General features: G+C 75.5%; 5 protein-coding genes and 1 pseudogene. All 6 read left to right on the top strand.

All coding sequences use genetic code 11. The features are described 5' to 3' along the window. Positions 1 to 367, top strand: a pseudogene (locus tag ACFTZL_RS40695) (prenyltransferase); the annotation flags it as partial. A 20-nt stretch (positions 368 to 387) separates the two neighbouring features. Further along, the gene (locus tag ACFTZL_RS40690) at positions 388 to 822 is read left to right on the top strand and encodes a hypothetical protein (RefSeq protein WP_382594342.1); all 435 of its coding nucleotides are present in this window, start codon (positions 388 to 390) and stop codon (positions 820 to 822) included. An 84-nt stretch (positions 823 to 906) separates the two neighbouring features. After that, the gene (locus ACFTZL_RS40685) at positions 907 to 1,206 is read left to right on the top strand and encodes an acyl carrier protein (RefSeq protein WP_382594339.1); all 300 of its coding nucleotides are present in this window, start codon (positions 907 to 909) and stop codon (positions 1,204 to 1,206) included. Positions 1,207 to 1,208: 2 nt separating this feature from the next. Further along, positions 1,209 to 2,228 (top strand): acyl-CoA synthetase, encoded by a 1,020-nt coding sequence (locus ACFTZL_RS40680; protein ID WP_382594336.1) that lies wholly within the window; start codon positions 1,209 to 1,211, stop codon positions 2,226 to 2,228. Continuing rightward, positions 2,221 to 3,615 carry an amidase gene (locus ACFTZL_RS40675; RefSeq protein ID WP_382594334.1) on the top strand — a complete coding sequence of 465 codons (1,395 nt, stop codon included), beginning with the start codon at positions 2,221 to 2,223 and terminating at the stop codon, positions 3,613 to 3,615. Before ACFTZL_RS40680 ends, ACFTZL_RS40675 begins: the two co-directional genes overlap by 8 nt. A 47-nt stretch (positions 3,616 to 3,662) precedes the next feature. Then, positions 3,663 to 5,108: aromatic amino acid ammonia-lyase (locus ACFTZL_RS40670; protein WP_382594331.1), on the top strand; the 1,446-nt coding region annotated here is incomplete at its 3' end.

The following is a 5,108-nucleotide window of genomic DNA, read 5'->3' as shown; positions in this document are numbered from 1 at the left end:
CCTCCAGGCCCAGCGCGTCCGGCTGCTCCTCGGCCCCGGCCTCGCCCCGCCCGCCGAGGCCCGCGAGGCCGTCGGCGTCCTGCTCGCCCGCCATCGCGTACGGGGCGGCGGCCACGCGGGCGAGGGCAACCGGGTCCCCGACCTGCTGTCCACCTACGAGGCGGTGCTGGCGGCCGACCGGGCCGGGCTCGCCCTCGACGCCGGGCACGTCCGCGCGTTCACCGACCGGGTGCGCGGCGCCGACGGCACCGCGTGGAGCCCACTGGCCCCCGGCGGCGGAGGGCCGCTCGCCGACTGCCTCGGCACCCTGCTGGCCCGGCGCCTGGCCACGGACCCCGGCGCGCTGCCGGCCCTCGCCCTGTCCTGAACCGCCGAACGGGAGACCTCGTGCCCACGATCACCATCCGTACCCCCGAACTCCCCGTACCCCGCCGTCGCGCCGTCGCGCTGCGCCTCACCCGCTGGCTCACCGCCCAGGGCGTCCAGGCCGGTCACGTCGTCGTGCGCTTTGAACCCACCGAGGAGAGCACCGTCTTCTCCGGCGGGATGCCGGTCGAGGCCCTGCCGTACGACGGGGACGCCGACGGCTCCGGCCCGCGCCACGCGTCGGTGACCTGCTGTGTGGGCCCCGACCGCGACGACGCCTTCCGCGACGGGCTCGCCCGTTGCGTCACCGAGGCGCTCGGTGCCGACGCCGGAACCCCCTTCTGCTACCTGGAGTTCCGGCCGACCTCGCCCTCCGATGTCTACGTCGGCGCCGGCGAGGGGCTGCGCCGGGCCGACGGCACCGCCGTGGGGCCCGTGCCGGCCGCCGCGGTCTGACCGCACCGGCGGCCCCCGCCTCGCCGCCCCCTGTTCCCCTCTGCTTCCCGTGTTTCCCGTGTTTCCCGTGCAAGGAGTACGACCATGACCACGACCCTCCCCTCCCCCGAAGAGATCCACGACCGGACCCGGACCGTCCTGGCCACCCGCATCGGCGACGCCTTCACCGAGGTGCCCTCCGACGCCGAACTCCAGACGGCGCTCGGTGAGCGCTACGACAGCCTCACCGCCATGGAGTGCATCTCCGCCATCGAGAGCGAGTTCGGGATCGAGGTGGACTTCGTCGCCGACGACGTCCGCTTCTGGTTCTCCAGCGTGGAGCGGATGGTGCGCTTCACCCACGAACGCCTGGAGGACACGGCGGCCCTCGGGCTCGGGAGCTGACCGTGCCGGACATCGCCTTCGCCACCTCCGGCAGCACCGGCCCGCCCGTGACCTGGCTGCGCACCGAGGCCCAGTTACACGCCGAGGCGGCACTGGTGCACGACGTGGTGCTGGGTTCCGCCCGGTTCGGCCGCATCGTGTCGTACGCGCCTCCCGGCCACCTCTACGGCCGGCTCTACGGGCGCGAGCTGCCCCGGCTCGAGGACATCCCGGTGACCGGGCTGTGGGACGAGCCGCTCACCGTGCCGCCGCTCGAGGACGGCGTTCCCACCCTGCTGGTCTGTCTGCCCTCCACCTGGCAACTGCTCGCCCGGCACACGACGGCCCTGGCACGGCACGGCCGGGTGACGGCCCTGCACAGCACCGGCCCGGCCACGCCCGCCGCCCACCAGGTCGCCGAACGCCTCGCGGACACCGGCTTCCGGGCCCACGAGCTCCTCGGCTCCACCGAGACCGGGGCCGTCGCGCATCGCCCGGTCGCCGGTGAGCACACGGGAGGCCTGCCCTGGCGCCTGCTGCCCGACGTGGAGGTGCTGCCCGGCGGCATCGCGGACGGCGACAAAACGGTCCAGCGCCTGAGGGTCACCGGTCCTCGGCTGGCCCGCCGTACCGGCACCGAAACGCCCCCGGACGACTGGGAGTTGCCCGATCTCGTCACACCGGTGACGCCGCGCACCTTCCACCATGTGGGGCGGGCGTCCCGGCTGGTCAAGGTGAACGGGGTGCGCTGCGACCTGGCCCGCGTGGAGGACCTGGCACGCGCCCGCTGCCCCGGCCTGGACCTCGTCTGCGCGCCCGTCAGCGATCCGGTCCGGGGAGAGCACTACGAGGTGTTCTACGCCGGGCCCGGACCGGTCGACCCGGCGGCCCTGCGCCGACGGCTGGGCCGGCTTCCCTCGGGGCTGCCCGCCCCGCGCGCCGTGCGTCGCGTACCCCGTATCCCCCGCAGCGCCACCGGCAAGGTCCTCACCGCCGAGCTCACCGCCACCGCACGCCCCGCCCAGGAGGCCGAGCATGTCTGACGCCCCCACACCACAGGACGCGATCACCGCCTACGCGCACGAGGCACGCTGGAACGCCGCACCCGAGGCGCCGCAGCCCGGCCCTCCGGTGGCGCTGCCGTTGCGGGAGAGGGTGGCTGCCCGCGCCCGGGGCACGCTGACCGCCGAGGAGTGGCGCACCGCGGAGGCCGACTGGTCGGACCGGGCCGATGCCCGCTACCGGGCGACCGTCCAGCGCGCCCCGCTCGGCACGGACGCCGCACCGGTGCGCGTGGGGGTGAAGGACACCGTGGACGTGGCCGGCTTCCCCACCCGGCTCGGCCTGCGCGGCCACCGTCACCACGCCCGGGTCTCGAACCCCGCGATCGCCGCCCTGCCGCCCGAACTCGCTGCCGTGACCGCCAAGGTGGTCACCACCGAGCTCAACATCGGGGTGGGGTCGGAGTGCGTCAACCCCTACGTTCCGCAGATCGACCCGGGCGGCTCCAGCACCGGTACGGCCGTGTCGGTGGCCGCCGGCATCTGCGACCTCGGCCTCGGCACCGACGTGCTCGGCTCGGTGCGCTGGCCCGCCGGGCAGTGCGCGACGGTGGGACTGCGGATGACGCAGCGCACCTCCCTGCTGGAGGGGGTCTTCCCGCTCTCCCCGCCCATGGACGCGCTCGGCTGGGTCACCCGCAGCGCGGCGGACCTGGCGTACCTGTGGCCGCTCCTCGGACTCGACCGGCTCGGCGCCCAGCGCCCGGCCGGCGAGGGCCCGTACCGGATCGGTGTCGTCGCGAACGCCGAAGGGCCCGAGGGCACCTGCGGGCCCGTCATGCGCGGGGCCCTGGAGACGGCCTGCGGGCATCTGGAGGCGAGCGGCCAGAAGCTCGGCCCGGTGCGGGTCGACGACCTGTGGGCGCTGCGCGGACCCGCCTGGGAGCTGTGCGCGCGGCAGGCCTGGGACGCCTACCAGGTGTGGCGGCCCTGGGTGCCCGCCGACCTGCACGAGACCACCCGAGGCGCGCTGGAGGTGGGTGCCAAGGTCCAGGACGACCGCTACGCCTGGATCCTGGAGCGTCTGGCACACACCCGCGCCACGGTCGAAGCCGGCTTCGACGCCGCGGGCGTCGACGCCTGGCTGCTGCCCCTGGACCCGGCCGCACCGCCGGACCTGACCGCGGCAGGCGCCCGGGTGTCGACCATCCCTGGCCCTCAGGACCCCGACTACGACCTGCGGGTGGCCTACACACCGCTGGCCAGCTTCGCGGGGCTGCCCGCGCTCACCCTGCCGGTCGCCCGGGACGAGCGCGGCGCGCCGCTGTGCGTCCAGCTCATCGCCCGCCGCGACCACGAACCGCTGCTGATCCGGCTGGCCGGACTGCTGGAGGAGGCGGTCGGCCCGCTCGGCTTCCGGCCGAGCTGAGGCGGCGGCCCGCACATCCGCCCGCACCAGGACGACGGAAGGCAGTCATGCCCCTCCCCCGCTCATCCGACGACAGCCGATCGCCCGACACCCGGGTGCGCGACCTGCTGGACCGCAGCACCGCCCCACTCGAACCGACGTCCGCCGAGCACTCCCGTATGGCGGCGGCCCACCGCACCCTGGCCGGCCTCGACGGCTCCCGGCACGTCTATGGGGTCACCCACGGTTTCGGTCCGCTGGTGGACCATCCCGCCGACCCGGACCCGGCCCGTCAGGGGACGGGCCTCATCTCCCACCTGGCCACGGGGCAGGGGGATCCGCTGCCGCCGGAGGTGACCCGCACCATGGTCCGGCTGCGGCTGCGCGGCATGGCCCTGGGGCACTCCGCCGTCGCGCCGGAGACATGGCAGCGCCTCGCCGACCTGGTGAACGCGGGCTTCGTCCCCGTGGTGCCGAGCGAGGGCAGCCTGAGTGCGAGCGGCGACCTGGTGCCGCTGGCCCACGCCGCCCTGGCCTTCGCCGCGGACGACGCCGGCCAGGCATGGTGCCGGGGCCCCGAGGGCGAGTGGCGGCGTGCGGACGCGCCGGCCGCGCTGGCCGCCCTGGGCCTGCCGCCCGTCGTATGGGAGGCCCGGTCCGCGCTCGCCTTCGTCAACGGCAGCAGCGCCTGCCTGGCCCGCGCCCTGCACACCCACCGGGAGATGGGCGCGCTCACCCGGGCCGCCGCGGTGGTCACCGGCCGCACGGCCGCGCTCCTCGGCGCCTCGGGGGAACCCTACGAGGACGCCCTGCAGCGGGTGCGCAACCAGCCCGGGCAGCGCACGGCCGCCGCGTGGATCCGGGCCGAACGCGCCGCCTCCGGCGCCGGGACCGGCACGGACCCCGGCCCGGACCGGCCGCTGCAGGAGCGCTATTCGCTGCGGTGCGCCCCGCAGGTCCTGGGGGCCGTCCTGGACCAACTGGACCTCCAGGGCTCGGTCCTGACCGACGAGGCCGAGGGGTGCAGCGACAACCCCGTGCTGGTCGACGGCACCCTGCTGCACGGCGGCAACTTCCATGCCGCGCCCGTGGCGTTCGTCTCCGAGACGCACGCCTGCTGTGTCCACCAGGTGGCCTATCTGCTGGAGCGGCAGCTCGCCCTGGTGCTGGACCCGGCCGCCAACGGCGGTCTGCCGCCGCTGCTGACGCCACGGCCCGGCGCCGGGAGCGGCTTCGCCGGAGTGCAGATCGCCGCGAGTTCCCATCTGAGCCGGCTGCGCCAGCTCGGCCATCCGGCGTCCTTCACGGCCGTACCGACCAATCTGCACAACCAGGACCAGGTTCCGCTCGCCCTCAACAGCGCCAACGCCCTGGCCCAGATGACCGAACGGGCCTGGTGGATCCTCGGCTCGCTGCTCCTCGCGGTCAACCAGCTCGCTCACCTGACGGGGCACCAGGACCGGGAGGAGGGGCGGTTGTGGCGGGAGCTGCGGGAGGAGTTCCCGCCCCTGGAC

This window comes from Streptomyces sp. NPDC056948 (assembly GCF_042674225.1).
GTDB lineage: Bacteria > Actinomycetota > Actinomycetes > Streptomycetales > Streptomycetaceae > Streptomyces > Streptomyces purpurascens.
This window is presented reverse-complemented; position numbering and strand designations above follow the sequence as displayed.